The 23,613-nt window shown below is 61.8% G+C and carries 22 protein-coding genes; 11 read left to right on the top strand and 11 right to left on the bottom strand.

The genetic code is table 11. The annotated features are described in order from the left end of the window. Positions 1-10: 10 nt before the first annotated feature. From cpaB to CVS27_RS02990, 5 genes are read left to right on the top strand one after another with little or no spacing between them, the layout of a single operon-like run. Positions 11-754: a Flp pilus assembly protein CpaB gene (gene cpaB / locus CVS27_RS03010; protein WP_103464260.1), complete on the top strand. Its 744-nt coding sequence runs from the start codon at positions 11-13 to the stop codon at positions 752-754. Next, positions 751-1,950 (top strand): CpaE/TadZ family protein, encoded by a 1,200-nt coding sequence (locus CVS27_RS03005; RefSeq protein ID WP_103464259.1) that lies wholly within the window; start codon positions 751-753, stop codon positions 1,948-1,950. Before cpaB ends, CVS27_RS03005 begins: the two co-directional genes overlap by 4 nt. Beyond that, entirely contained in the window at positions 1,947-3,374 is a 1,428-nt protein-coding gene (locus CVS27_RS03000; protein WP_103464258.1) for a TadA family conjugal transfer-associated ATPase, read from the top strand. The genes CVS27_RS03005 and CVS27_RS03000 overlap by 4 nt, the downstream gene beginning before the upstream one ends. A 2-nt stretch (positions 3,375-3,376) precedes the next feature. Then, complete coding sequence (locus tag CVS27_RS02995; RefSeq protein WP_103464257.1) at positions 3,377-4,309, top strand: type II secretion system F family protein; 933 nt, start codon at positions 3,377-3,379, stop codon at positions 4,307-4,309. 14 nt (positions 4,310-4,323) lie between these two features. Then, a complete protein-coding gene (locus CVS27_RS02990) occupies positions 4,324-5,226 on the top strand; it encodes a type II secretion system F family protein (protein WP_103464421.1) in 903 nt (300 codons plus the stop codon). A 220-nt stretch (positions 5,227-5,446) separates the two neighbouring features. On the opposite strand, the gene CVS27_RS02985 is transcribed toward CVS27_RS02990, so the two are convergent. The 7 genes from CVS27_RS02985 to CVS27_RS02955 form a co-directional block, all read right to left on the bottom strand. Further along, a complete protein-coding gene (locus CVS27_RS02985; RefSeq protein ID WP_103464256.1) occupies positions 5,447-5,638 on the bottom strand; it encodes a hypothetical protein in 192 nt (63 codons plus the stop codon). Positions 5,639-5,670: 32 nt separating this feature from the next. After that, positions 5,671-6,174 carry a prepilin peptidase gene (locus CVS27_RS02980; protein ID WP_103464255.1) on the bottom strand — a complete coding sequence of 168 codons (504 nt, stop codon included), beginning with the start codon at positions 6,172-6,174 and terminating at the stop codon, positions 5,671-5,673. Between the two features lie 56 nt (positions 6,175-6,230). After that, positions 6,231-7,493 (bottom strand): L,D-transpeptidase, encoded by a 1,263-nt coding sequence (locus CVS27_RS02975; RefSeq protein WP_103464254.1) that lies wholly within the window; start codon positions 7,491-7,493, stop codon positions 6,231-6,233. A 159-nt stretch (positions 7,494-7,652) separates the two neighbouring features. After that, positions 7,653-8,825, bottom strand: a complete 1,173-nt coding sequence (locus tag CVS27_RS02970; protein WP_165788241.1) for an NYN domain-containing protein — start codon at positions 8,823-8,825, stop codon at positions 7,653-7,655. 94 nt (positions 8,826-8,919) lie between these two features. Beyond that, positions 8,920-9,750 (bottom strand): MBL fold metallo-hydrolase, encoded by an 831-nt coding sequence (locus tag CVS27_RS02965; RefSeq protein ID WP_103464252.1) that lies wholly within the window; start codon positions 9,748-9,750, stop codon positions 8,920-8,922. A gap of 51 nt (positions 9,751-9,801) precedes the next feature. Beyond that, complete coding sequence (locus tag CVS27_RS02960) at positions 9,802-9,981, bottom strand: hypothetical protein (RefSeq protein WP_103464251.1); 180 nt, start codon at positions 9,979-9,981, stop codon at positions 9,802-9,804. 55 nt (positions 9,982-10,036) lie between these two features. Then, positions 10,037-10,438, bottom strand: coding sequence for a DUF3499 domain-containing protein (locus CVS27_RS02955; RefSeq protein ID WP_103464250.1), 402 nt, complete (start codon positions 10,436-10,438; stop codon positions 10,037-10,039). Between the two features lie 67 nt (positions 10,439-10,505). On the opposite strand from CVS27_RS02955, the gene CVS27_RS02950 reads away from it, so the two are divergent. After that, positions 10,506-11,063, top strand: coding sequence for a metallopeptidase family protein (locus tag CVS27_RS02950; protein WP_103464249.1), 558 nt, complete (start codon positions 10,506-10,508; stop codon positions 11,061-11,063). Between the two features lie 299 nt (positions 11,064-11,362). On the opposite strand, the gene CVS27_RS02945 is transcribed toward CVS27_RS02950, so the two are convergent. Genes CVS27_RS02945 through CVS27_RS02935 form a run of 3 tightly spaced genes read right to left on the bottom strand, consistent with a single transcriptional unit; the run spans position 11,363 to position 16,984 of the window. After that, positions 11,363-13,039: a DUF5719 family protein gene (locus tag CVS27_RS02945; RefSeq protein ID WP_103464248.1), complete on the bottom strand. Its 1,677-nt coding sequence runs from the start codon at positions 13,037-13,039 to the stop codon at positions 11,363-11,365. Continuing rightward, positions 13,032-16,433 (bottom strand): glycosyltransferase family 2 protein, encoded by a 3,402-nt coding sequence (locus CVS27_RS02940; protein ID WP_103464247.1) that lies wholly within the window; start codon positions 16,431-16,433, stop codon positions 13,032-13,034. The genes CVS27_RS02945 and CVS27_RS02940 overlap by 8 nt, the downstream gene beginning before the upstream one ends. Positions 16,434-16,462: 29 nt before the next feature. Continuing rightward, a complete protein-coding gene (locus CVS27_RS02935) occupies positions 16,463-16,984 on the bottom strand; it encodes a WhiB family transcriptional regulator (protein WP_103464246.1) in 522 nt (173 codons plus the stop codon). A gap of 385 nt (positions 16,985-17,369) precedes the next feature. On the opposite strand from CVS27_RS02935, the gene CVS27_RS02930 reads away from it, so the two are divergent. After that, positions 17,370-18,122 carry a TIGR03089 family protein gene (locus CVS27_RS02930; RefSeq protein ID WP_103464245.1) on the top strand — a complete coding sequence of 251 codons (753 nt, stop codon included), beginning with the start codon at positions 17,370-17,372 and terminating at the stop codon, positions 18,120-18,122. Positions 18,123-18,127: 5 nt separating this feature from the next. Here CVS27_RS02930 and CVS27_RS02925 read toward each other — a convergent pair whose 3' ends face one another. After that, a complete protein-coding gene (locus CVS27_RS02925; RefSeq protein WP_103464244.1) occupies positions 18,128-18,631 on the bottom strand; it encodes a GtrA family protein in 504 nt (167 codons plus the stop codon). A 229-nt stretch (positions 18,632-18,860) separates the two neighbouring features. On the opposite strand from CVS27_RS02925, the gene CVS27_RS02920 reads away from it, so the two are divergent. The 4 genes from CVS27_RS02920 (at position 18,861) to manA (ending at position 23,557) form a co-directional block, all read left to right on the top strand. Continuing rightward, positions 18,861-20,015: a 5-(carboxyamino)imidazole ribonucleotide synthase gene (locus CVS27_RS02920; protein WP_103464243.1), complete on the top strand. Its 1,155-nt coding sequence runs from the start codon at positions 18,861-18,863 to the stop codon at positions 20,013-20,015. Between the two features lie 9 nt (positions 20,016-20,024). Then, on the top strand, positions 20,025-20,618 hold the full coding sequence (gene purE / locus CVS27_RS02915) for a 5-(carboxyamino)imidazole ribonucleotide mutase (protein ID WP_103464242.1): 594 nt from the start codon (positions 20,025-20,027) through the stop codon (positions 20,616-20,618). Beyond that, positions 20,615-22,234: an LCP family protein gene (locus tag CVS27_RS02910; RefSeq protein WP_103464241.1), complete on the top strand. Its 1,620-nt coding sequence runs from the start codon at positions 20,615-20,617 to the stop codon at positions 22,232-22,234. The genes purE and CVS27_RS02910 overlap by 4 nt, the downstream gene beginning before the upstream one ends. A 72-nt stretch (positions 22,235-22,306) precedes the next feature. After that, entirely contained in the window at positions 22,307-23,557 is a 1,251-nt protein-coding gene (gene manA, locus CVS27_RS02905; protein ID WP_103464240.1) for a mannose-6-phosphate isomerase, class I, read from the top strand. Positions 23,558-23,613 lie beyond the last annotated feature (56 nt).

Raw genomic sequence — 23,613 nt, 5'->3', positions numbered from 1 at the left:
GGAGCATGAAGTGAAAACACGCCTGCTGGGGGGCGTTGTCGCACTGGTTTTGGCCATTGTGGGCGCGATTCTCCTCTCCTCATACGTACAAGCAGCCGACAACCGTGCCCAAGCCGGCATGGAGCCGGTGGAAGTGCTCGTTGTTCAGCAGCCAATAACTGCTGGCACCACCGTCGATGAACTCAAGTCCATGGTGAAGATGCAGTCATTCCCTAAGACGGCCATAACCGACGGTGCCGTGACGCAGCTGGATGATTTCAAGGGAAGGGTTGCTGCAGTTGACCTAGTACCGGGTGAACAATTACTGGCAGCTCGTCTCGTAGATCCAAAAAGTCTGGCAGCTCCCAACAGCGTTGATGTGCCCAAGGGCTTGGCTGAAATAAGTCTTGTGTTGCCCTTGGACCGCGTCTTAGGCGGGGACTTGCAGGCTGGGGACACGGTGGGCGTGTTCATCTCTTATAATGACGGTGTTGCGCCGGGAACCAAGGAAGTTCCAGCCACCAAACTGCAATTCCACAAGGTACTGGTGACCAAGGTCGGCACAGGGGATGGCGACGTGGACACCACCGATTCACAAGAAAATCAGTCGGCCAAGTCCAGCAGTTCGGTCTTGGTGACCCTGGCACAATCAGGGACCGATGCTACCAAGACCGTCCATGGAATCGAATTCGGGCACGTCTACCTGTCCAAGGAAAACGCCGACACCGACACAGCTCCCGTGGACACGTTGCACAAGGACCAGGTGCTGAGATGAGCCGCTTCGTCATCATTACAACAGATACAAGCTTTGAGCAGCGTGTCCGTGCGGCCGTGACAGGCGGTTTGCACGGAAATGTCCAAAGGCTCCCTGAATCAGCCATCAACGGCGCTCCCAGCGGAATCATCCTTCAAGACCCGTCCGAACCACCCGAAGTGGTCATTCTGGGTCCTGGAGTGTCGACCGACGAGGCCCTCAAATTGGCCACTGTGTTGGACCTCCAGTACCCCGAGGTCAGCGTCATCCTGGCAGCAGAGACTTCACCGGAGCTGGTGCTGACGGCCATGCGGTCGGGTATTCGTGACATTGTCAGCCCCGGGGCCGACCTGGCCGAGATCCGGGTCCTGCTGGAACGGGCCTGTCTTTCTTCCGCTGGACGGCGGCGCGGGCTGTCCAACCCGGCCACCGCCGACCATGAAACTGGCCGTGTCATTGCTGTCATGTCGCCCAAGGGCGGCGTGGGAAAGACCACCGTGGCCACCAACTTGGCCATGGGGCTTGGGAAACTGGCCCCCATGGGTGTGGTGATCGTTGACCTCGATGTCCAGTTTGGAGATGTGGCCTCTGCCTTGTCCCTTGAGCCGGAACACACCTTGGTGGATGCCGTCACCGGGGCTGCGGCGCACGATGCCATGGTCCTAAAGGCCTTCCTCACTGTGCACACTGGCGGCATCTACGCGTTGTGTTCCCCCATGAACCCCAACGAAGCCGATCTGGTCACGGCAGACCATGTGAGCCACCTGATCGCGCAACTGGCCACAGAGTTTAGGTACGTGGTGGTGGACACTGCCCCTGGTTTGGGTGAACTGGCACTTGCCACGTTGGAACAGGCAAGCGATGCCGTGTGGGTGGTGGGGATGGACATCCCCAGTATCAAGGGGTTGCGCACCGGCTTCGGCGTCCTGCACGAGTTGGGGCTCGTCCCACAAGGACGTCACGTTGTACTGAACTTTGCCAACCGCCACACGGGCCTGAGCGTCCAAGACATCGAAGCCACCCTCCGGGTTCCCGTGGATGTGGTGCTGCCGCTCTCGCCCGCAGTGTCCTTTTCAACCAACAAGGGCGTGCCCTTGTTGCAGGACGGTCCCAGAAGCGCCGTGTCAAAGAATCTAAGAAAACTCGTCGAGCGCTTTGCCCCGGATTCTGCGGGGCAAATGCACAAGAAGCTGCACCGAAGGGTGGTTGTGTCATGAATCTGACTGATCGACTGAACGCAGCACGCGGCATTTCCCCTGCTGCAGGCGTGGAAATCCCAGTAAATCACTCATTCCAGCGAAGCACGATGCCAGAAGGATTCCCTGATGATTATTCGGCTGTCGACGGTACGGGTACTGCCCTTGCAGGGCTAAAACAACGTGCTGGCGAGGCACTATTTGAACGGATGGGTGCCCGGCTCGCCGATCCCAACATTTCCGAGGAAGATCTGCGCAAGACTGCACGGGAAGAACTCAGCCAAGTCATTGACGAGGAACAGGTTCCACTCACGCCGGAGGAACGTCGACGCCTTATTCGGGAGATTGGCGACGACGTGTTGGGGTTGGGTCCCTTGCAACGCTTCCTGGATGACGACACTGTCACTGAAATCATGGTCAACAAGCCAGACCAAATTTACATTGAGCGCGGCGGCCAGCTGACCCTCACGGGGGCCAGGTTTGCCACTGAAGCTCATCTTCGCAGGGTCATTGAGAGGATTGTTTCCAGAATCGGGCGGCGCATCGATGAATCTTCACCCATGGTCGATGCCCGGCTTGAGGACGGTTCCCGCGTTAATGCCATCATCCCCCCTCTTGCGGTTAGCGGACCTTCGCTAACCATCAGAAAGTTCAGCCGGGTCCCGCTGACGGTTGAAGATCTGGCCCGCTATGGCACACTGACCCCGGACATGGCTATTTTGTTGGATGCCTGTGTGCGGGCCCGGCTGAACATCCTAGTTACAGGCGGCACGGGCACCGGCAAGACCACGTTGCTGAATGTTTTGTCCGGGTTCCTGCCGGCAGAAGACCGTATTGTCACCATTGAAGATGCCGTGGAATTGCAACTGCAGCAACGTCACATCGTCCGGCTGGAGAGCCGGCCAGCCAACATCGAGGGCCGTGGTGAAGTCTCCATCCGGGACCTCCTGCGCAACTCATTGCGCATGCGCCCGGACCGCATTGTCATTGGTGAAGTTCGTGGCGGAGAAGCACTCGACATGCTCCAAGCCATGAACACCGGCCACGACGGGTCACTTTCCACAGTCCACGCAAACTCGCCCCGGGACGCAATAGCCCGTCTGGAGACGCTTGTTTTGATGGCCGGAATGGACCTGCCGTTGCGGGCCATTCGGGAACAAGTTGCATCCGCAGTAAATCTCATTGTGCATTTGTCTAGGCTCCGGGACGGAACCCGGAGGGTCACTCACATTACGGAGGTTCAAGGCATGGAGGGCGACGTTGTCACACTCCAGGATGCGTTTGTCTTTGACTACTCCGCAGGAGTGGACAGCAACGGACGGTTCCTGGGCAAGCCAGTAGCCACCGGTGTCCGGCCGCGCTTTGTCGATCATTTTGCTGACATGGGTATCTCAGTCCCCAGCCACATTTTTTCTGTTCCAGCACCTGTCAAGGGAAAGAGATAACAATGAACACGGCCCTGCCCGTCCTTGGATTCGCCCTCTGCATTGCCGCGCTGGTAGTTGTCTTGTTGGTTGTAGTCAAGCCTTGGGGTGCGGCCATCTCGGAGGCGCGGCGGCGGCCCTTCGGCGACTCCAGCAAGTCTTCACTGACCAGCTTCACGGATTCCACAGTTGCTGTGTTGGACAAGACAGTCGGCGGCGGCCCTTACAGCCGCAGCAGACTAGAAGATGCTGGCCTTCGCATGCCTCCCTCTAACTTCCTCATTTTGGTAGTGGCAGCAAGCGCTGTCATGGCCCTCGCGGGAATGCTGCTCAGCGGCCCCGCGTTGGCGATCATTTTGGCCGTGATGGCCCCTCTGCTCTCCTGGCTGGCCCTGAGCCTGCTTGCGGACAGACGGAAAGCGAAATTTGATCAACAGCTCGGTGACAACCTCATGTTGATCACGGGCGGACTCCGTGCAGGTCACAGCGTTTTGGCGGCCCTTGACGCTGCCGCCAAGGAAGCCGAGTCACCCGCCTCCGAGGAGTTTTCCAGAGTTGTAAACGAGGTCAGGATTGGCCGAGACCTTGACGTGGCGCTCAGCGAAACCGCCAACCGTATGAAAAGCGATGACTTCTCCTGGGTCAGTCAGGCAATCCAGATCAACCGTGACGTGGGTGGTGACTTGGCCGAAGTCCTGGACCATGTGGCGGAAACAATTCGTGAACGTGGCGAGATCAAGGCCCAGGTTCAGGCCCTCAGTGCCGAAGGAAAACTGTCAGGAATCATCCTTGTGGCGTTGCCGTTCGTCATGGCTCTCATGCTCATGGTCGTCAACCCCACGTATCTGGGCGTGCTCTTCACAAACCCCGTGGGCTGGGTCATGTTGGCAGTCGGGGCCGTCATGATGATCATTGGCTCACTTTGGATGCGCAAAACCATCCAAATCAAGTTCTGAAAGGTGTGAACACCATGACCCTCATGCCCTGGCTCATCATAGCCTCCATAGTTTTGCCCATATGCTACTTGGTTTGGTCATTTGTCAGTGTGGATTCGAAATCCTTGCTGACCATTCGCAACAACTTGGGCCGCACCGACCAGAGCGGCCAAGGGGCACCGGCCTTCAGCGACAAAACCTGGTTGGAGCTGTCCAAAAAAATTACGCCGGCAGGATATGTGGCCAAATTGGACACCCTGCTCGCCCGGGCCGGCCGGCCGGCCAACCTGCCGTTGTCAAGACTGCTGATCGGCAAGCCATTGCTTGCCATGGGTGCCGCGGCGGTGAGCCTGATGTTTGTTGCACTGCGTCCGGGACCCCCCACAGTGCTGTTGGCACTCTTGCTCACAACGCTGTGTTACTTCATCCCCGACCTGTTGATTCTGAGCAAGGGGCAGGAACGTCAGAAGGCCATCCAACTTGAACTGCCAGACACCTTGGACCAGATGCTCATTGCCGTCGAGGCTGGGCTCGGTTTTGAAAGTGCCATGGCACGGGCAGCCGCCAACGGCAAGGGACCCATGGCGGAGGAGCTGAAACGAACCCTCCAGGACATGCAGATGGGTCGCCCTCGCCGAGACGCTTACCAGGCCATGGCGAGCCGAACCACCGTGCCAGAGTTGAAGAGTTTTGTCCGGGCCGTGATCCAAGCGGAAGTCTACGGCATCAGCATCGCCAAGGTGCTGCGTATTCAGGCCAGCCAGCTGCGCCTGAAGCGGCGCCAACGGGCTGAGGAAAAGGCCATGAAATTACCCGTCTTGGTGCTCTTTCCGCTTCTGCTCTTTATCTTTCCCACACTGTTCATCATCATCATGGGGCCGGCAGTCATCAATATCATTGGGATCTTTGCACCCGGTGGCTCCATGGGCGGTCGATAGCGACCCGCTTCACCCCACCAGCGTGATCAAGGCGACGGCCAGCATGAACTGGCCAAAGGGGAATCCGGGTTTTCCCGATCCCCTTTGGCGTGCCCGCAGGCAGTTCACCCTGAGAATGGAGTGCCTCAGCTCTTACAGGACTCGCTGGTTCCCATAACATCTTCGCTGACGACTGTGATCTTGTCCGGGAACGAGTCCCACCTGCCACCAAAACTTGACACTATGCCGGGTGGAAAATCTGGCCATTTCCGATCATGCAAACCTGGCCGGCGCCCAGCACGGGTGCGTCAGCCTTCTTGCGGCCCACGAGTTCCAGCCAAGTTGGATTCCCGAAATTCGCGGCATTCTCCCTGATTGCGTTCGAGCAAGAAGCAATGGAGTTACGTTCGCGGCCACGCTTGAGTGCATTCATGTGGCCAGGACACTTGATGCCGCTAACATTCCTTAGGCCACCACCAGCGCGACTAGGGCACCTGCCAGCATGAACGGGCCAAAGGGGATCTGGGTTTTCCCGGTCCCCTTTTTGGTGACCATCAACGCCAGCCCCCACAGTGCGCCCAACACGAATGCCAAGAAGGTCCCCCACAGCACTGCTGACCAGCTAACAAAACCAAGGTACAAGCCCAGCACAAACGCCAGCTTGACGTCCCCGTAGCCCATGCTGGCGGGCGAAACCAGCCTGAGCCCCACGTACACGGCCCAGAGCACCACTCCCCCAAGGAGCGTGCGCAAGGCGGTTCCGGCGTCGTGCATGAAAAAGGATGCTGACAGCAGCAGCACCCCAGCAATGGCCGCGGAGGGAAACACAATCCGGTTGGGCAGCAGTTGGTGCTTGATGTCGATTACGCTCAGCCACGTTGCCATGACCAGGTAGTACAGCCCGGCCGTGAGCACCAGCCAAAAGGCCACGGGCGCATCAGCCCACAAGTCCGCCAGCACATTGATCATAGCCAGATGCTACGGCATGGGGGCCGGCATCTTTGGACTATGACCGGCGGGTGCGGTTAGCGCGAGGCGTACTGCTCGAAGGGGATGTTCCAGTCACCAAAACCGTCGGTGGGTGCAATGGTTTCATTGGGTGTTCCCACCGTGTGGACGATGTCGCCGGCGCCCATGTTGTTGAACACCCAGCCCGCACCCTCCGCGGACAGGCCAATGCAGCCGTGCGAGAGGTTCTTGACGCCAAGGAACGGCATGGCCGACTCTGTTGCCTGGTGGATGAAGATTCCGCTGTAGGAAAGCCGTGTTGCGAATTCCACGTCAACGGAGCCGTAGTCGCCGGGGTCGCCCGGCTTCAGGCCAATGGTGGAGGCTTTGAACGTTGCGTGGCGTTGCTTGTCATTGGTGAGCACAATGAACCCGGAAGCCGACGGGAAAGCCTCATCACCCAAAGTTGCGGGGAACACCTGAGCAACTTGGTCGTTGACCAGGACCGTCACACTGTGGGCTGCGGCATCGGCTTCCATAACAACCTTGTTGCCAATGTTGACGTTGTAGTTCTTATTGAAATTGCCCACCATGCCGTTGCCAACATCCAAGCCGAACAGCTTGACGTCCACATTGATGGTTGAGTTGGCCGGCCAGTAGTCTGCGGCGCGGTAACGCACCAAGGTGTCCGAGTACCAGCGGAAGGAACCTTGCTGGCCTGTGCTGGTGGTGACGGTGATGGCCTTCTCCACGGCCTCCTTGTTCACCACTGGTTCACTAAATTTGAACTCCAACGGCTGGGCCACGCCCACCTTGGAATCAGCGCCCGGGTACAGCACGGCGTCTACCTCGTGCGAGGCGGGAACGGTTGAAAAGGTGCTGATGTGGGTGGACTTGGCGCCCACCGAGTCCATGGCTGTCACATTAAAGGTGTAGTCCGTGGCAAATTTGAGGGGCGTTTTGGAAATCCATTTGCGTCCGCTGACCACCAGCTCACCCTCGGAAACAACACCTGTGGCGGTTTCCTTCAGGACGGCGCTAAAAACCGTACCGTTGATGACCTCTGCTGCCACTTCCGTTACCGGATTGACGGAGGTAGCACCAGTGTTGGGTGTCGTGGCAACAGTTGCCGGGATGGCGGCAACCGTGGGGGTCGGCGCGACGGTGGCAGTTGCCGACGCAGTGGGAGCCGACGCTTGCCCGAGTAGTTGGCCAAGTGGCAACAAGCCAGTTGCCGATGCGGCAGCCACGCCCCCGGCAACGACCACAAAAGCGACCAAGGAGATCAGCGTGATCTTCAAACCTCGAGAAGGTTTCCTGGTCTCTTCCACATCAGCCATTCAAACTCCCCATTCGGTGGATTAACTCCACAGTATTGACCCGCGGCGCGCAATTCGCTATAAGGACATTTTACGCCATGATTTCACGCACATTGATCACTTCCCCGGCAAACACGACACGGTCGTGAGGGCGTTGTTGAAGGCGTCAGCTGGACTCCGCTACTCGATGCCAGATGGCGCCTGTTCCGCCAGCACGTGGGCTGGGTCGGCATGATGGAAGTGAACAACTGCCATCAGTTTCTCTCCGGTCCGGACCACACGGAAGTCTGTGCCGCCGAGTGCCTCTTGGAGCGCCATGTGGAATTTGGGGAAACCGGAGTCGGCGGACGTGTAACCGCTAATCGCCTCCCTCAGGTGAGCCGAAACCTGACCTAAGTGCAGGCCATCAATTCTCTGGGCACGGACCAGTTGGCCCAGCTCGCCGTCGGTGAAAAGTTCCCGCACCGACGCAATGTACTCGTCACGGTTGTTGACTGTCAGTGCTGCCGGCGGTTTCACCGGCTTCGGCGGCACTTTCACCGGCACTTCAGGTAATTTCACATGTTTGCCAGGTGCCTTCTGCGCCGTTATGGCCTTCTGGGGCGCCGGTCGCTGGATTGCCAGCCCGCAGTGCTTCTCAAGAAAGCCACCCAAGTTCGTCGACTTATAAGAGGTGTACTTCAACCCCGGCCACTTCTTGCTCACAAGCTGGCCGAGCGCTTGGGTGTTGACCTGGCCCTTCTTCGAGAGTTGCGGCTGTTTCTCAATGAACCCCAAGATGGCTTCCTTCAGGACCGCCACGTCCGGTGGGCCGCTGGGCTGCGTCACGTCAGCCGAACCAGCCGGACCAGCAGGACCAGCAGGACCAGCAGGACCCTGGACATCTATCTGGTGATACTCATCCGCCACCGACTTCAGCAGCGGGTTGACGATTCCCGAGTTCGGGGCAGTGGTGGAGACCACCACAACGTACTTGTTCAGGAAGTGGAGCCGACGAACCAACGGGACAAATCCGCCGTCGCCCGTAACAATCACAAATACTTCCACCCACGGCGCATCATGGGCCACCTCAAGCGCCTCGACACACAGCTCAATGTCGGCCGCGTTTTTGACACTTTTCTCGAAGGAAAAGACCTGCACGGGCTTGATCCCGTACTCCTGCAGCTCGCGCTTGTAGCCCACCATCTCCGGACGCGCCCAGTTCGCATAGGCCCTGACCATGGCCGTCTTGCCGCCGATGCCCGACGTACGAACAATCTGCTCAATGGTGCGCACCACCTTGCCCAGCTGCACGCCCGTAACGTCCCTGCGGTAGCCACCGAACAGGTTTTCAACGTCAAAGAAAATGGCCACATTTCTCCGTGGTGGTGCACCGTTGCCCATCAAGCGGCCCTCGCCTCCCCCAACTGACTTACCGTGCCTGTTGAAGAGACTATAGCCCCTGTGGCTACTGGCCCGCCGAACCTGCGCTGCGCAGATAATCCAACTGCGCCTCCACGGACAGCTGCGCCGCGCCCTGAAGATTGGCCGGCACATCCCCATACACAATGCTTGTCACGGCTTCGGTGCTCGTTGGGGCGCCTTTTCCCGCCAGATGTTCGACGGCGGCCCGCACCTGGGCGAGGCGCTCGGCCCTGTGCTGGGCATAGGCCCCGGCCGCCTCGGCCAGATCAGCCAGCACCGGCCCGTGGCCCGGAAGCGCGGCTACGGCTTGGGTGGCCGTGCGGTGTTCAAGGCCCCAGCCGCGCAGCTTCTCGAGGGAATCCAGATAATCCCCCAGCCTGCCGTCGGGGTAGCAAATCACTGTGCTGCCCTGGCCCAGGATAGTGTCGCCCGTCAGCACCATGGCCGGCGCGTCTGTCTCGTCACGGGCAGCTACGGCAAAGCAGAGCGAATCGCTGGTGTGCCCCGGGGTGGCGAGCACCGTAATGGTGAGCCCGCCCGCCTGGATGAGTTCGCCGTCGTACAAGGGATTGGCGGCGTGACAATAACGTGGCTGGGCCGCACGGACGGGGGCGCCCGTGAGCTGGTGCAGGGCAAGGCTGCCATCCGTGTGGTCACCGTGGTGATGGGTGATCAGGATCAGTTCCACGGCCCCCGCACCGGCCAGCGCCTGCAAATGGCCATCCAGCAGCGGGCCGGGATCAACCACCACAACGCCGCCAGCGCCCGGGACTCCCAGCACGTAGGAATTGGTCCCGTCGAGCGTCATGGGGCCCGGATTTTCAGCCCGCCGCCGCCTGACAAGGCTGCCGATACGCTCCCACCGTGCGCTCATGAGGACTGCCCTTCGCTTCCTTGGCGGAACTTACTGCTACGAGTTGATCTGCTAGGAGGTGATCTGCTCGGGGCGCAACAGCAAGGCAATGCCCTCGTCAATGGTGTAACGCAAGGGGACACCTGCCGGGCCATTGGCCGTGCTCACAAGTTCCTCACCGTCCTGGATCAGGGTCGATCCGGTGACGGGGCAGCGCAGCACTGCCATCAATTTCTCGCTAATGTTAGCCACTGTGTTCCGTTTCGCTAAGTAAGATGCAACTGGTTTACCAGTCTAGTCGCGCAATCTAGTCGCGCAGGATGCGCAGGTGGCCGCGACGCCCGGAATTGCTGCCGGCACCGGGAGAGAACTGCGGCGGTTCAAGAGTTCCGCGGTATTCACGCACAGCCGGTGAGGCATCACCGGCTGAAGGCTGCCCATTGGCGGCCTCACGGACGGCGTCCGCCAAGGCGAGCAGATCGTCAGGACCCGGCGCAGGGGGCTTGTCCGAACGGGCCAGGTGGATGACTTCCCACCCCAAGGGGGCGCTCAACCGGGCTGAATGTTTGGCGCAGAGATCGTAACAATGCGGCTCAGCGAAGGTGGCCAGCGGCCCCAAAACAGCTGTCGAATCGGCATAAACGTACGTCAAAGTGGCCACTGCCGATTCACGGCAGGCTGATCTTGTGCATTGACGAAGTGTTCCCACGATTCCCTAGACTACCCTTAGCGCCGGGATATTTCCCGTTGGCGGCGCACGAGCCTAGAGTAAATAGATGCAGTTCAATGCCAGAGACAGCGAAAAATCGCTCACCATCTCGCTGGAACCGACGGTTTCCGCGGACCAGGACACGAGTACAGCAGCAACCGATGCAGTGGCAGGGCGGTCTTTTGTGCGCCGTCGCCGCGACAGGCACGGCCGCGGTCTGCGCGGGTCTGTGCTCCCCGAAAGCCTGCCCGGGGCACGGACACGCAGCGAAAAATTTGAGGACCTGGTGGTGGATTCCGTCGAGCGGCTGCGCGGTTTGTGGCCCGATTCCCTGGCCTCGGTGGAATATTTGATTGAAGAAGTTCCTGATCAGCTCGAAGCCATCATCGCCTCAGGGGCCCAGGCACCCTTGGGCAAGTTCAACCGGGCCAAGGCGGCCACCGGCACCTCCCCTGCAGTGCCATCGTCCATCGCCATTTACCGGCACCCCGTGGAGGTCCTGTGCGACAACCCGGGCCAAATCCGCGAGCTGGTGCACGAGGTCATGGTGGAACAAGTTGCGGGACTGCTCAACATTGACCCCGACACCGTTGACCCGCTGTTCCGCAAGTTCCGGGGCCACTGACACTGAACGGCCACTTAACTGCCCGTGGGCCCCTGGCTGTGAATTCCAAACGGCAGCTGATGCGGGTTGCCGACGGCGCAACCCGCATCAGCTGCAGTTTCGAATCAGCAACCCGCATCAGCTGCAGTTTCGAATCAGCGGCTTGGATTGGGGAGGAGTTGGCTGGGCCCACAACTCCGAGGGGCCCCAATTCAAGACGCGCCAGCGGCTTGGGTTGAGGAGGAGTTGGCTGGGCCCACAACTCCGAGGGGCCCCAATTCAAGACGCGCCAGCGGCTTGGATTGGGGCGGAGTTGGGGATTAGTACCCGGTGATGATGTTTATTGAGTGGCTGGCGGTGCTTGTCCCCGGGATGGGCAGCACGGCAATGCCGGCTGTTCCGTCTTTGCCCAGCAATTGGCTGCCAAAGGTGGGCGCACCGGACACCGACACAACAACTGCTGCAGTGCCATCCCCCAGCAAGGCGCCCGGATCAACTACGGCCGTGCTGCCGCCCTTGAGATCCACTGTCTTGGGCGCACCCAGAACACCCTTGTCCGAAACCGGTACCAGCCGGACTGTCGCAGCACCCTCCGGCGCTGTGAACACCAGGCTGGAGCGCACGCCTTGGGGCACAGTGAGCACATGGTTGTCACCCAGCCGGCCGGTGGAAGGCGCCACAGCCATGTCTACGGCCTCGCCGGGCTTGGTGGAGTTCACCAAGCGAACGGCCGCCGTCACTGAGGCATCGGCGCTAATGCTGAGCGAGTAGGATCCCTCCGGCAGTCCTGCCAGCGGCAGCGAGCTGACCTTGCCGGCAGGTGCCGTGAAAACGCCGCCGTTGGGCAAAGCAACCTGGCCCGAGGCGCCAAAGGCCTTGACCTCCACTACGGCGTCGCCCACCCCGGGCACCGTCACAGCCAACATTGTGGCTGCGTCAGCATAGGAGTTTTGCGACGAAATCTTAGCGGCGTCCGCCGGGGACTGAACCCGCACCCCGGCAATGGTGGCCAACGACGCCGGCGCCTGGACTGGTGCCAAATAATCAACCCCGCCTGGGGTAAGACCGCGCAACACCGATTGCTGAATGACGGCGCTGACCGCGCCGCCAGCGCTCTTGACATGCACGCTGAGAAGTTCCTGGTCGGGGGCCAAACCGGATAGGACCACGGAGCGCACAGCGCCCGGACCAACGACCAGGCCCTTGCCGCCCGGGGCGTTGATAGGCCCCGTGTTGCCAAACATTTCCAGTGTGAGCGTGGCAGGACTCTTAGATGAGTTGGCAACCATGAGCACTGCCGTGCGGCCAACACTGGTGCTGGCACCGGAGAGCCACAGGTCATTGGCCGGGCGCTGGCACGTTGCGGCAGCCAAGCCGGCAAGATCGCCGTCGCCCGCCTCAACCACCACGGAGGCCGAGCCGGTGGAGGACTCATCGCTAAAGGGCTGGGCACGGAGCACCGACTCGCCACCCACAGCACTACCGAGCACCACGGCCGCACGTGCCTTGGGTGAGCCGGAGAGGGCCGTGGCTGGCGTGCTCGGGGAATCGGATGCCTTGGCGAGCGTGAGCAAGGAGGAGAACTTGGTGTCCAGAGCCTGGAAAACCGAGCCCGGCAAGTCTCCGTTGGGGTTACTCAAGACCACTGCGTTCAACAGTGACTTGGTGGCGGAGGAGTTGGCAGAAAACTGCGGATCCGTCCCCGCCGCCGAGCCTGCCAGCAACTGTGTGGGGCCCTGACAATTCGCCAGGGTCTCCCCCACCGGCAGGGCGTGCGGGCTTGGTGTGGTCTCCGCTGTCGCATTGAGGCCAGGAAACAGTGTGCCTGCTCCGATGACGCCCACAGCCAAGGCCACGGTGGCGGTTCCGGCCACCACCAGGGGCCAGCGGCGTTGCTTCTTGGATTTTACTGGCCGTGACGGCTTGGACGCTTTGGGCGCCTCAGCCTTACCCATGTCAGCCTTGCCCATGGGGTTGCTTTCCTTGTTCTCAGGCACTTCTACCAACCTTTTGCAATGACGCTTCATCCCTGTAGGCCCCTGTGCGGCCACGGCGTGCCTTCACAGGAAGAGCCAGCAGAACGGTCAGGCCCAGCAAGATCAGCTGAACCAGGCTCATGATCGAATCCAGGGGGTGTACATAACGAATTTCCAGAGTGCCAGCAGTTGCAGGCACCTCAAAGGCCTGCGCCCAGTCGGAACTGACGCTGGTCAACGCCTTGCCGTCCAACCATGCCTGCCAGCCCGGATCTGAACGCTCCGCCATCACCACGCGGCGATCACCACTGCCAGCAGCAATGGGGGCATTCACCTTTTGGCCCTCGGAAGGAACAGGAGCTAGGGCCTCACCCTTGGCATCAACAAGCCTGACCCGGTTGACCACGTCGCTGAGTCCGGCCGTGGCGTAGCTTGGCTTGACCCGCCACAACCAACCCGAATCAGTGGGGCCCACAGTGTCCAGTCCGGGGACTGCGTCGAGTTCACCGGCAACAAGCTCAGCCGCTGTATCCCCTTGGCGCAGCACCACAAACCCCACACCCAGTTCAACCAACCCCGGGCGCGGATCAATGCCCGTCTTGGACAAGATGTCAGCGACGCTGGCTTCAAAGGCCGCCGTTGCAGAATCCACGTCCTCAAGGGTTTCCTGACCCGGTGCGCCATTGACGCGTGCTGCCACAGCAATGCTGGACATGGTGTCAAGGGTGGTGCCGGCGCCCTGCATCAAGGTGGCCTGGACACCGCCGCCGGGCTGCACGGCCAGCACAATGGTGCGGCTGGCCTCGGGCCCAGTGCCGCGGTCAGCGGCCGTCGCGGGGAGGGTACCCGTCGTGGCGGCTTGGGGAAGGAAGGGGCCTGTCAACGCCGGCGAACCGGGCTGCTCCGAGAACTGCTGGGCAGTCCACAACGCCAGGCTCGCCACGGGGGCCGCCACCAGAGCCACCGAAAGAACGGCGGCCGTGAGCCGGGCGCTCTTACGGCGTCCGTGACCGCGATGGGAGGCGTCGTAAGCCCGGCTGTAGATGGCATCGAAGCCCAGAACTGCTGCTCCGAGCAGCGCAAAGAAGGCGAGTGAGACGGCAGTGCCGGTGAACGGCGTCACGAGGGTGACGCCGTCGAACGCCACAGCAATCATTTTTGCCCCATATGAGGCGGCCAACGCCAGCAAGGCAATCAGCCACAGCGCGCGGACCATGGGAGCACGGCGCAAGGGCAGCACCAGGGCCGCCAATGCCGCGGCAACCACGGGGACACCGATCACGGCCACTGCCAGCCAGAGCCACCAAGGAGCGGTTAAACCGGCAATCCCCAGTGCACCTTCAGAGGCCACAAGATGTTCGGGGAAGCCCAAAAGTTGTTGCCACATGGGTCCCGGGGTGGAGGGAACAGGCACACCCGGATCGGCCAGCAGCGCCCGCGGATTGCCCCACGCCGACCAGACGAACGGCAAGTACACGGCGGCCGAGGGAAGCAGGGCCCACCAAATGGTTTTGCCTCGGCCGCCCATCAGCACAGCTGTCAGCAAGATGCCCACGACGGCCACGGGGAAAAGGGTGGGCGAGGCTGCTGTCACAACCGCCAGCACCAGACCCGCTGCTGCGGCGGCGGTCCACGACGAGTTGCCGTCAACACCGGGCCGGCCCAACTTGGTCAAGCGTTTGCTGGCGGCCAATTCTTCAACCTGGCTGCGAGCAGCGTCCGGCTTGGCCACGGGGCTCACGGCCGCACCCACGGCGCGGATCAGGCCCAGCATGACCAACGGCATGAGCACATGTGCCACCAGCGCGCCCAGCCTGCCCTGGCCCATGGCCACAAGCAATGCGGGGGCGCCTGCCCACGCCAGCCCGGCCACAATGCGGGGCCAGCGGTGCCGCGTCAGGGCGCCGGCCGCCAACCAGGCCGTGAAACCTGAGAGCGGAAGCGCCAGCAGCACCAGCCAGAGGGCGGATACGGAAGCATTGCCACCCAGTGCACCCAGCATGGCCAGCACAAAGTTAAAGGGGTTTCCGCGGCCGGGCATCCCGGAGCCAAGGGACACCCACCAGTCCGTGGCGTGCTCCCATACCTGGCCCAGCTGCGCGGAAACGGGCAGCAGGGCGCCGCCACTCAAGGCCGGGGCGCCAAGGAAACGTGAGAGGGCAATCAGCGAGAGCACGCTCAGTAGTGCAATGAGTGCCATGGCGCTGACAATGGGCGCAGTTTTGATGTGTGCCAGTGGTGTCACACCCGACTGGTGTGTTTCACCCGTGGGCTCCAAGAGGGAGGGGCCACTCATCTCTTCCGGGGCCGCGAATTCTTCGGGGGCCACTGCTTCACGCAGCAACTTCAAATGAGCCCGCGCAACCCTGTCCTCCACCATCAAAGCTTTGTGGACGGAGCGCGGCTTGCGCCGCTGGGCTGCCAGCGCTGCCCGGCTGTGCTTCAGCGTTATGGGCCGCAGCAACCCGGCGCAGCTTGCCACGAACAGGCGCACCGCGTGCCCGGGGGCCTTGAGCACAAAACCTGCCATCAACCAATAGATGGCCGCGAAGAAGGTGCCCACGGCCAGCAACGGCACCGCCCAGAGCGGCGCATGCTTGAGCCGCAGGAAAACTGCTGCCTTGCGGGCCGCAACAGCCGAGCCCATGCCGTTGGGCCTGTGCACCACGTGAAACATGCGGGCCGCCGGAACCACAAGGACCCTGTCCCCGGCTAAGCGAACACGGGCACAAAAATCCAGGTCATCACCGGGGCCAGGCAGGGCAGGATCAAAACCGCCCAGTTTTTCAAAAACGTCCCGGCGCACCAACATGCCTGCGGTGTTAACGGCAAAAACATCCGTGTAGTGGTCGTACTGGCCCTGGTCGTGTTCATCCAGATCCATCATGGAGAACCGATCGAACCAGCGTGTGGCTTGCAGGCCCACATCAACCAGGCGCCTGCGGTTCTCCCAATCGAGCTGCTTGCAGCCCACTACTGTGGCACTCGTGGCCCGCTCGGTGGCTTCCAAAAGCAATTGCAGGGTATCCGGTGCCGGCGCCGCGTCATCCTGGAGCAGCCAGATCCATTCATGGTCAGCGCTGGTTTCGTCCTCCAAGACAGCCACGCGGCCGCCCGCTGGCTGAGCAAGCGAGGGCTCAGCAAGACGGCGGCGGGCGGCGGCTTTGCCGCCCGCTTGCGCACTGCGTTGGTGCTGACGGCTTTGATGTTCCAGGACCGCGTTGACGGCCGCTCCGTAGCCTTTTCGGGCCTCGAGAGAGATGACGTTGCGCTCTCCGAGCTCCTGACGCAGCAACTCCCCCGAATTGTCGCTGGAGCCGGAGTCCGCGGCCAAGACCTGGTCGGCCGGACGCGTTTGTGCTGCCAGAGCGGCTAGAACCGCGGGGATATAGGCACCGCCGTTGTGGGCAACCAGAACGGCGGTGATTTTTACTGCATCAAGAATTAGACTGCTCGCTTCCGCAGCCGCCGGCGTTCACGCTCGGACAGGCCGCCCCAGATTCCAAACCGCTCATCGTTGGCCAGAGCGTATTCCAAACATTTTGCTTTAACATTGCAGGCGCCGCACACTTTCTTGGCATCCCGGGTGGAGCCTCCCTTTTCAGGGAAAAACGCTTCCGGGTCCGTCTGTGCACAGAGGGCGTCCGTTTGCCAGCCTAGTTCACCTTCGTCGCTGAAGTCGTTTTTGGACGGTCGCAGGCCTATCCAGACAGCCACACTGTCCACGCCCGTAACTGGCGTCGGGTGGGCTACCGCCGATTCGTCCGCCTCGTGCTCAGTCAGGAATGCCGTGGCCGCATCCGTTAGAGCCTGGCGGTTTTCGCGTTCATGAAATGCTGCTGCATCCGGATCTGCCGGGTCCACATACCAATCAGTGGGCACGCCACGTGAGTGATAGGTGTCCGCAGCCTGAGCCGCTACGGAGTCGTCGTTGAAATTTGCCACACTCAGCTGAGCTTGCCCCATAATCGTCCTCCTGAATGTTGCTGAAATCTTCGGTCACTGAGGCCCGGTCCCCCCGGATACCGCTAGCTGCGGTTTCAGTGCCGTTGTCAGCTGTTCGTGGGTCTAATTACATCCATGTAAGTCTCCCACGTCAAGCGGACGTAGATGATAACCACTACACAGCACGAACATCCCGCACGCCACGCCCGGCAATTTCATACCAATACATCCGTGCATTTACACCCTTGAATCGCCTAAATACCTTGATTCCGCACAGTCTTCGCGTTTTTCTGAGCCCGCGAGCGAATATGCCCGAAGCCTTATGTAACGCAGCTCACGTCACAATCGACATTTACTCCAATCGCTGGAATTTCTCGTCAGGCGGAAAGTGGCAAGATGGGGCACTATGAACACCGTGCCGAACTCCCCCGCAGATCTTCTGAACTCCTTGCGCAGCAACCACGCAACATCTCCCCGGTTGTCCTGGTACGGGCCGGATTCCGAACGTGTGGAGTTCTCCGGCCGCGTGTTGGATAACTGGGTGGCCAAGACTGCCAACTACCTTGTTGACGAGCTCGACGCCGCACCCGGCACAGTGGTTGCCGTGGACCTGCCCCTGCACTGGCGGTCACTGGTGTGGCTCCTGGCCACCTGGGCCGTGGGTGGCACTGCGGTGACGGCGGACCTTCCCGATGGTGCCGACATTGTGGCCACGGCCCATCCTGCTGACGCCCAGGAGCGCCTGGCGGGCGTTGCTCCGGCCCCCCTGCTGGTGGCTGTGGCACTGCCGGCCCTGCAGATGCGCTGGCTGGGCGAGCTGCCCCCGCGCACCTTGGACTATTCAGGGGATGTGCGCGCGCACGCCGATGTGTTCTTTGCCGACGATGCGCCGGCTCCGGGCGATGTTGCCTGGCTGCATGATTCGGTGACCACCAGCTACGCTGCGCTCCTGGCACAGGGTGAGGTCATGATCGACGGCGTGACCCAACCATTGCCTGCTGAACCACAGCGGGTGCTGCTGCAGGTGCGGGACGGATGGGACGCCGTCGTACCTGCGGCCCTGAAGATTTGGGCGGCCGGCGGTTCAGTGGTTTTGCTTGACGACGGCGTGGCAGCCAGTGATCATCTGCGCAGCACCGAGAACATCACCCTGGGCTAAGGGATTTAGCGCTTGTGGTCCGACTCGATGAGCTCGTGGTCGTGGTCGAATCCGGGTTCCTGATCGAGTTCCTCGGTGAAGACCCAGTAGCGGTAAGCGAAGAAGCGGAAGATGGTGCCCAGGATCAGACCCACGACCGAGCCTGCGATGATGTCGGCGGTGGCGGACTCAAAGCCCAGGACCCAGTGGGAGATGTAGACGCACGCGGCGGCGATGCCCAGGCCAATCCCGTTCATGATGATGAACAAGATGACTTCGCGCACCATGTTGGCCTGGCGGCGGTGGCGGAAGGTCCAGTACCTGTTGGCCAGCCAGGAGAAGACAGTGGCGACGGCGGCCGAGATGATCTTGGCCTTGGTGGGGTGCCCGCCCATGCTGCCCGCGAGCAGCCACAGGTATATGCCGGTGTCGATGACGAAGGCAACGCCACCTACGACGCCAAATTTTGCCACCTCGCGCCAGAACAGGCCCATCAGGCCTTTGATGCGCTCAGTCAGTGATTTATACATGGTCCTCCGTCAGGCTAAGGGGCCAAAAACGGTTGGATCACGCTAGCAGCCTCAGATGAATTCTAAGCCAATTCGCCTGCGAGTTCTGCGCTAGGGGCTGCAAAACGCCACGATTTGGGCTTGGAAAGCTGTGATATTGCACCATCGTACCGATTCAAAGTCGGCGCAAAAACGGCGCAGCTCGGCCTAAAAGCAAGGATCTGGGCAGACTTTCGGTACGCTGGGGATTGTGACTTTTCCTGTAATCGGTGTTGTGGGCGGCGGGCAGCTGGCCCGCATGATGGCCCCTCCCGCCGTGGCCCTTGGTTTTGAATTACGTGTCCTGGCTGAAACCCCGGAGGTGTGTGCCGTGCCCGTTGTGGCCACGGCCCCCGTGGGCGACTACAAAGACCTGGACACCTTGCGCACTTTTGCCCGCGGTGTTGACGTGCTCACCTTTGACCACGAACACGTCCCCAGCGAGCACTTGCAGACCCTCATCGCGGAGGGCGTGAACGTGCAGCCGCGCCCGGACGCCTTGATCAATGCCCAAGACAAGCTGGTGATGCGTGCGGCCATCGAGCGCTTGGGCTTGCCCAATCCGGAGTGGGCTGCTGTTTCCTGCGTTGCAGACATTGAGGCTTTTGGCGAGCTCAACGGCTGGCCCGTGGTGTTGAAGACCCCGCGCGGCGGCTACGACGGCAAGGGCGTGAAGATTCTGCGCTCCCCCGACGACGCTGCTGCCGCCGCCGACTGGTTTGAGGCCATGAGCCCCCTGCTGGTTGAAGAGATGGTTGACTTCTCCCGTGAACTTTCCGCCCTCGTGGCCCGCACCCCCTCCGGCGAGGCACGCGCCTGGCCCGTGGCCGAGTCCATCCAGGTGGACGGCGTGTGCGATGAGGTCATTGCCCCCGCCCCCGCGATTCCTGCCGACGTTGCCGCACAGGCCCAGGCCGCCGCGCTCCTGATTGCCGGTGAGCTGGGCGTAACCGGTGTCATGGCTGCCGAGCTTTTTGAAACCCCGGGACGCGCACCCGGCTACCTCATCAACGAGCTGGCCATGCGTCCCCACAACACCGGTCACTGGACCATGGACGGCGCCGTGACAGGGCAGTTCGAGCAGCACCTGCGTGCCGTGCTGGACCTGCCCCTGGGCTCCACGCATGCCCTGGGCGAGATTGTTGTCATGAAAAACTTCCTGGGCGGCGCCAACCAGGATCTCTTCAGTGCCTATGGCGCGGCCCTGGCTGCCGAACCCACTGTCAAGGTGCACAGCTACGGCAAGTCTGTTCGTCCTGGCCGCAAAATTGGTCACGTCAACGTGATCGGTTCCGCGGACGACGACGTCGCAACAGTCCGCGCCCGCGCCACCACCGTGGCAAACATCATCCGTGACGGAGCATAGGGAAACACCATGAGCGAACTTTCCACACCCCAGCAGCCCCTAGTGGGCATTGTCATGGGATCAGATTCAGACTGGCCCGTCATGGAGCTGGCTGCCGCCGCCCTGAGCGAATTCGGCATCCCGTTTGAAACAGACGTTGTCTCGGCGCACCGCATGCCCACGGAAATGATCGCCTACGGCCAGAACGCGGCCGCCCGCGGCATCCGCGTCATCATTGCCGGAGCCGGTGGCGCAGCCCACCTGCCGGGCATGCTGGCCTCCGTGACCACGCTGCCCGTGGTGGGTGTCCCCGTTCCCTTGAAGACACTTGACGGCATGGACTCACTGCTTTCCATTGTGCAAATGCCTGCCGGCGTTCCCGTGGCCACCGTCTCCATCGGCGGTGCCCGCAACGCAGGGTTGCTGGCCGTACGCATGCTGGCATCGGCCACTGACGACCTCGCGGTGTCCCTGGCCGCGAAGCTGACAGTTTTTGCCCAAGAACTCAACGACCAAGCCTCGGCCAAGGGTGCTGCGCTGCGTGAAAAGGCCGGTGCCGCCTATCCGTTGGCGGTCAACACCGGAACATCCGCAGGAGCCGAGGGTGTGAACGCGAACGTATGAGTTTTAGCAGCCCCAAGGTGTCCCGGGCCTCCAACCGCCCGCCTGTGTTGACCAACCCGGTCCGTTACCCGGAATCGGCCTCGGCACCTGCACGCTCAAAAAGAGCCTGGTTCCTCCTGCTGCTGACATTATTTGTGCCCGGCGCTGCCCAAATTGTTGCCGGCAACAAGCGCTTTGGCCGCCTGGCCCTGCGCTGCACTTTCACGGTCTGGGCCTTGGTGATTGCCGCCGTCGCCCTTGCCTTGGTGCACCGCGAAACCCTGCTGAACCTGTTCACCAACCCGCTGAGCTCACTGGCAATCATTGTGGTGCTGCTGGCGCTTGCCCTGGGCTGGGCCATCGTTTTTTTGAACACGCTCAAGATCATTCGCCCGTCCATGCTGGCCCCCGGCATGCGGGCACTGGTCAGCGGCGCGCTGGTGGTGCTCATGGTCCTGACCAGCGGGTCCCTGGCCTACGGCGCGTTTTTGATCAATTCCGGGCGCAACGCCATCACCAGCATTTTCCAGTCCGGGCCGGACATGGTGCCCGTGGATGGGCGCTACAACTTCCTGGTCATGGGTGGCGACGCCGGCGCGGACCGCACCGGACGGCGCCCGGATTCCATCATTGTTGTCAGCATCGACGCCAAAACCGGCCAGGCTGCCACCATGAGCATCCCGCGAAACCTGCAGAACGCCCAGTTCTCGCCCGACTCCCCGCTCTGGGGCGTCTACCCCGAGGGTTACAACTGCGGCGATGACTGCATCATCAACTTCCTGTACACGGATGTGACCAACAACCATGCGGGCCTGTACCCGAACGCGCCGGATCCGGGCGCGGCAGCCATGATGGATGCTGCTGGCGGGACCCTGGGACTGCAAATTCAGGGCTACGTTTTGGTTGACATGGCCGGATTCTCCACGCTCATTGATGCCCTGGGCGGGGTCAAGGTCAACGTGGGCGGCTGGGTTCCCATCAGTGGCGACGACGTCAACGGAACTGGCGACCACCTCCCGCCCACAGGCTGGATTGCCCCAGGGGTGCAAACCCTCAACGGCTACCACGCGCTCTGGTACGCCCGCTCACGCCAATGGGTGCCTGAGTACAATCGCAGCCAACGCCAACAGTGCATCCAGGCAGCCATGTTGGCCCAAATGGACCCTGCCACTGTTCTCACCAAGTTCAACGGCATCGCCGCCGCTGGTGCCAAGGTCATCGAATCCGACATCCCGGCCGGGCAGTTGGGCAGCTTCGTCTCCCTGGCGCTGAAGTCCAAGGAACACTCCCTGGCCCGTTTGACCATTGGCCCGCCGGACTTCGATCAGGACTTCCCCACCTACCCTGACTTTGATGTCATCCATGAGCGCGTGAAGACTTTGTTGAACCCGCCGGCGCCCAGCGAGAAGCCCAAGACGGAGGAGGCTCCGGCTGCCCCTGCCGTTCCTGCTGACCCCGCTGCACCGGCACCGGAACCGGCGCCTGTGCCTGTGCCTGTGCCGACGTCGGCAGCTCCCGAAGCGCCAGCCGCCAGACCGGATGTCTCCGCAGAATACTTGCAGCAACTAGCCATCAACAATGATGAAGCAGCACTCTTTACCCTCCTCGCCAATAACGGGAGCTGCTCCCCCGGCTAGAGCCGGCCACTGAGTTGGTGCCCATGATTTCACAGTGACTTGCAGTTTGTCGCGAACCAGGAGAAACGCCTTATGTATGCACTGACCAACGTCACCCGCGACTACCCTTGGGGCTCAACCACAGCCATCGCAGGGCTCCTTGGCACCGATCCCAGCGGCGGACCCGAGGCTGAGCTGTGGATGGGCGCCCACCCGGATTCACCCTCCGTGGCCGCCACCCCCGAGGGACCCATAGCCCTGGACCAGCTCATTGCTGACCATCCCCGGGCAACGTTGGGCGAGGAAGTCCACGCCGCATTCGGGGCCAAGCTGCCGTTTCTTGCGAAACTGCTGGCCGCGGACAAGGCCTTGTCACTGCAGGTGCACCCCACCCTGGAGCGCGCCCGCGTTCGCTTTGCGGACGAGGAAGCTGCCGGGATCCCGCGCGACGCCGCACACCGCAACTACAAGGACGAGAACCACAAGCCGGAAATGATCCTTGCGCTCACCAATTTTGAGGCGCTCTGCGGGTTCCGACCCTGTGCCGAGGCTGCGGAATTGTTCCGCGCCGTGGGAGCCGCCATTGCCGCAACGGGCACAGAGGTCCCCGCGCTGCTGCGCCAAGTCGAGATGAGCCTGAACTCCCGCATGGCCGAGCCCATGGTGGTTCGCCGCGCCTTTGAAACGCTCATAAACGGTGGATCCGCAACCACAGAACTAGTGGATCTGGCCGCCTCAGCCTTGGCGTCATCTTCCATCGAACTGGCCGCTGCGCTGGGCACTGTGGTTGATCTGGCCCGGCAATACCCGGGCGATCAGGGCGTCCTGATCTCGTTGTTGCTGAACCGGGTGTCCTTGGTGCCGGGCGAGGCCATCTACCTGCCCGCCGGGAACATCCACGCATACCTCTCGGGGCTTGGCCTTGAGGTCATGGCGTCCTCGGACAACGTGCTGCGCGGCGGGTTGACGGGAAAACACATCGACGTGCCCGAGCTGCTTGCGACGGTTGACTTTGCCCCCGGCGCCGTGCCCGTGGTGCCCACCCGCGTCACCGAGCTGGGCCAACACATCTGGGAACCGCCCTTTACCGAGTTTGTGTTGCAGCGCGTGGAAATCGCCGTGGGCGCCGAACCCATGCCGCTGATCCAAAACGGCCCCCTGCTGGTGCTGGCCGTTTCCGGGTCGGTGCTGCTCGATTCACCCCGCGGCGACATGGTGCTAAGCCGCGGCGGCGCCGTTTTTGTGCCAGCCGCCGAGAACCCTGTCATGGTCCACGCCCATGTGGACAGCGCCGATAAGTCGCACACCCCGGCAGTGGTTTTTGCCGTCACGGTAGCTGGCTAGGCCCTCACCGGCCCCGCCACCGGTGAGTGCGCAGCTGATGCGACTTCCACGTCCGG

The organism is Arthrobacter glacialis (genome assembly GCF_002909445.1).
GTDB lineage: Bacteria > Actinomycetota > Actinomycetes > Actinomycetales > Micrococcaceae > Specibacter > Specibacter glacialis.
Note: the sequence above shows the minus strand (reverse complement) of the source record. Positions and strands in the feature narration are given on the sequence as shown.